General features: G+C 61.4%; 2 protein-coding genes. Both read right to left on the bottom strand.

Annotated elements, in window-relative coordinates; all coding sequences use genetic code 11:
- Nucleotides 1-29: 29 nt before the first annotated feature.
- Entirely contained in the window at nucleotides 30-2,819 is a 2,790-nt protein-coding gene (locus tag VFB05_RS13235) for a valine--tRNA ligase (RefSeq protein ID WP_325013038.1), read from the bottom strand.
- 205 nt (nucleotides 2,820-3,024) lie between these two features.
- Nucleotides 3,025-3,741, bottom strand: a 717-nt coding sequence (locus VFB05_RS13230) for a DUF2497 domain-containing protein (RefSeq protein WP_325013036.1), incomplete at its 5' end; no start/stop codon positions are given.

Genomic DNA, 3,741 nt, shown 5'->3' with positions numbered 1-3,741 from the left:
CGACCCGCATGGCGAGCCTGCGCATGCGCTCAGCTCGCCAGCTTGAGCCGCTCGATCGCCTCGACGATCTTCGCCTTGCGGGCCTGCGCCTCGTCGCGCTTCTCGCGCTCGCCCTCGACCACCTCCTCGGGCGCGTTGGCGATGAAGTTGGCGTTGCCGAGCTTGGCGTCGACCCGCTTGATGTCGGCGTCGGCCTTGGCGATTTCCTTGTCGAGCCGGGCCTTCTCCGCCGACAGGTCGATCACGCCCTTCAGCGGCAGGGCGGCGACTTGCCCGCGAGCGAAAACCTGCACGGACCCGTGAGGAGCCTCATCGGCAAATGATATCTCAGATACGCGTGCAAGCCGCCGTATGAAATCTGCCCAATACTCCGCGTGCTCCCGTGTGTATTCACCCGGACGAACGAGTATTAGTGGAATCTGGGCCGTAATATTCATTTCAGCACGGACAGAACGGATGGCTGTAACGAGCTCGATCAACCAACCAATTTCTTCTTCAGCGCTAGCATCACTGAAACTTCTGGGGTCATCAAAGTCTGTCGAAAAATGCGGCCAGTCTGATAGTGCCAAAATTTGCTCTCGACTCGCTGTTACGTTCCAGAGCTCCTCAGTAATGAATGGCATGAAGGGGTGTAACAACTTAAGAATCTGGTCGCGCGCCCAAGCAACCGTCGCTCGCGTTTCGTCCTTCGCTTGGCTATCGTTCCCGAGCAAGATAGGCTTTGCGAGTTCTATGTACCAATCGCAGTAGATATTCCACACCAACACATACATCTCGTTGGCGGCTTCATTGAATTTGTAATCCCTAAGCTTCCACTCTACCACACCCGCAGCTCTTGCGATTTCGCCTACAATCCACCGATTAAACGTCTCCATGGTTGCAGTGGGATCGAAACCCGCGAGCGTCGCGCAAGCGTTCATCTCGGCGAAGCGGCAAGCATTCCAAAGCTTGGTCGCGAAGTTGCGGTAACCCTCGACACGGCTGGCGGCGAGCTTGATATCGCGGCCCTGCGCCGCCATTGCTGCCAGCGTGAAGCGCAGTGCATCGGCGCCGAAATCGTCGATCAGATGCAAGGGATCGATGACGTTGCCCTTCGACTTCGACATCTTCGCGCCCTTCTCGTCGCGGACGAGCGCATGGATGTAGACGGTCGAGAACGGCGCCTCCTTCATGAAATGAAGACCCATCATCATCATGCGGGCGACCCAGAAAAAGATGATGTCGAAGCCGGTGACGAGCACGTTCGTCGGGTAATAGCGTTTCACCTCGGGCGTGTCGTCGGGCCAGCCCAGGGTCGAGAACGGCCACAGCGCCGAGGAGAACCAGGTATCGAGCACGTCTTCGTCACGCGTAATGAAGCCGGCCCGCTTGTTGCGATCGAGCGCCATCTCCCGGCCCTGCTCGACCGTGATGACCTCCTGCTCGACGTAATAGCCGAGCGCATTGCTGACGGCCTCTTCTTCGGTCTCGGCGACAAACACCTTGCCGTCTGGCCCATACCAGGCCGGAATCTGATGGCCCCACCACAGCTGGCGGGAGACGCACCAGGGCTGGATGTTTTCCATCCAGTCAAAATAAGTCTTTTCCCAGTTCTTTGGAACGAATGTCGTCGTCCCGTTGCGCACGGCCGCCATCGCAGGCTGCGCCAGCGTCTTGGCGTCGACGTACCACTGGTCGGTCAGATAGGGCTCGATGACGACACCGGAGCGGTCGCCGTGCGGCACCATATGCGTGTTCGGCTCGATGCGTTCGAGGAACCCAAAGTCCTCCATGCGCGCGACGATCTTCTTGCGCGCGACGAAACGATCGAGGCCGTTCAGTTCGTCCGCAAGCTCGGACGAGCCTTCCGGCAATCCGCGCAGGTAGTCTTCGTTGCCGACGAGTGCGAGACTGGCTTCCTTGTCGAGCACGCTGATCTGCGGCAGGTTGTGCCGCCGGCCGACCTCGAAATCGTTGAAGTCGTGCGCAGGCGTCACCTTGACTGCGCCTGACCCCTTCTCCGGATCGGAATATTCGTCGGCGACGATCGGAATCCGGCGTCCCACCAGCGGCAGGATCACGTGCTTGCCGACGAGGTGCTTGTAACGGTCATCGTCGGGATGGACCGCAACGCCTGTGTCGCCGAGCATGGTCTCGGGCCGCGTCGTCGCAACCACGATGAAGCTCGTGGGATCATCCGGGCTGAACGTCTTGCCCTCGATCGGATAGCGCAGATACCACAGGTTGCCCTTGACCTCGATCTGCTGCACCTCAAGGTCGGAAATGGCCGTAAGCAGCTTCGGATCCCAGTTCACGAGCCGCTTGTCTTTGTAGATCAGGCCGTCGCGGTGCAGTTCGACGAACACCTTCACGACAGCGCGCGAGAGACCTTCGTCCATCGTGAATCGCTCGCGCGACCAGTCGCAGGAGGCGCCAAGCCGCTTGAGCTGATTGATGATGATGCCGCCGCTTTCGGCCTTCCACTGCCACACGCGTTCAAGGAATTTTTCGCGGCCGAGATCCCGGCGGCTCGGCTGTTGCCGTTCCATCAATTGCCGCTCGACAACCATCTGGGTCGCGATCCCCGCATGATCGGTGCCGGGCTGCCACAGCACATCGCGGCCGCGCATCCGCTCGAAGCGGCAGAGAATGTCCTGCAAGGTATTGTTCAGCGCGTGACCCATATGCAGCGAGCCCGTCACATTGGGCGGCGGGATCACGATCGTGAAAGGTCTGGCGTCGCGGCGGTCCGGGCGTCCGGCACTGAAGGCGCGGCTGTCCTCCCAAATGAGGGACATACGCTCTTCAATATCGGCCGGCTGGTAATTTTTTTCGATCATGCAGGTAGCGGTCAGGGAACGGGGCTTGCGCGGTGAATTCGACCTTCGCAAAAGCGCCCAAAGAAAGCAGGCCGAGCGTCGGAATTCGGCCCCTTAAAAGCCGCCCGGGGGCGTCAAGTCAACCTGATGGCCGGGCTGAATGCGAAGATAGACCGGATGTAAGGTTTAAATTGCGGCCGGCAATCGGCCCATCCGAGCCTGCTCGTTAACGCCCGCGTGAAACTCGCTCGATTTCGGCCTTGACGATGCGTTCCACGAGCCCTGGCAGGTTGTCATCGAGCCAGGATTTCAGCATCGGCCGCAGCATCTCCTTGACCAGATCCTCCAGCGTCCGCGCATTGTTGCTCAGGACGGTGTGGGCCAGGCTGTTGAACGCCGATTCCACCGCCGACACCGTCGAGCGCGACAGGATCGGCGGCGCATCCATCGGGCTTGGCGGAGGCATGTCGTACGCAGCCTCTCGCGGCGGAAGCTTGGGCGCTGCGGCCTCAGCGAATTCCAGATCGTCCGGCGGCTCGACCTTCTTGAAAGAAGGCTGCGGCGGCTCAGGCAACGCCATCTCGTCGGTCAATTCCAGAACATCCGGCTCCGCCTCGGCCGGCGCGGCGCGGATTTCCTCGGGAGTGGTCGCCTCATCCAGACCGTTGAGTAGCGCGTCGATATCGTCCTGACTATTGGTCGCCGATGGCGCGGGCATCGCCGGCGCTGGCGGTGGGGCAGCCGCGGCCTTTGCGGGCGGTGGCGGAGGCGCGGCAGGAGCCGGCGCCGGCTTCTCCGCCTTGGGCGGGGCCGCAGCCGCCGGTGGAGGGCTTGCGGGCGGGGCGCTCGGAGGCGGAGCTTTCTCGGCGGCAGGCGGCTTCGCTTCGTCGTCGGCAATGATACGCCGGATCGACGCCAGAATCTCCTCCATCGAGGGTTCTTG

The organism is Bradyrhizobium sp. (genome assembly GCF_035652035.1).
Taxonomy (GTDB): domain Bacteria; phylum Pseudomonadota; class Alphaproteobacteria; order Rhizobiales; family Xanthobacteraceae; genus Bradyrhizobium.
The sequence above is the reverse complement of the archived record's forward strand: the minus strand, read 5'-3'. Positions and strand labels throughout refer to the sequence as shown.

Coding starts and splice junctions, on each gene's coding strand:
- VFB05_RS13235 (WP_325013038.1), bottom strand. CDS start 2,819: ATGATCGAAAAAAATTACCAGCCGGCCGATATTGAAGAGCGTATGTCC.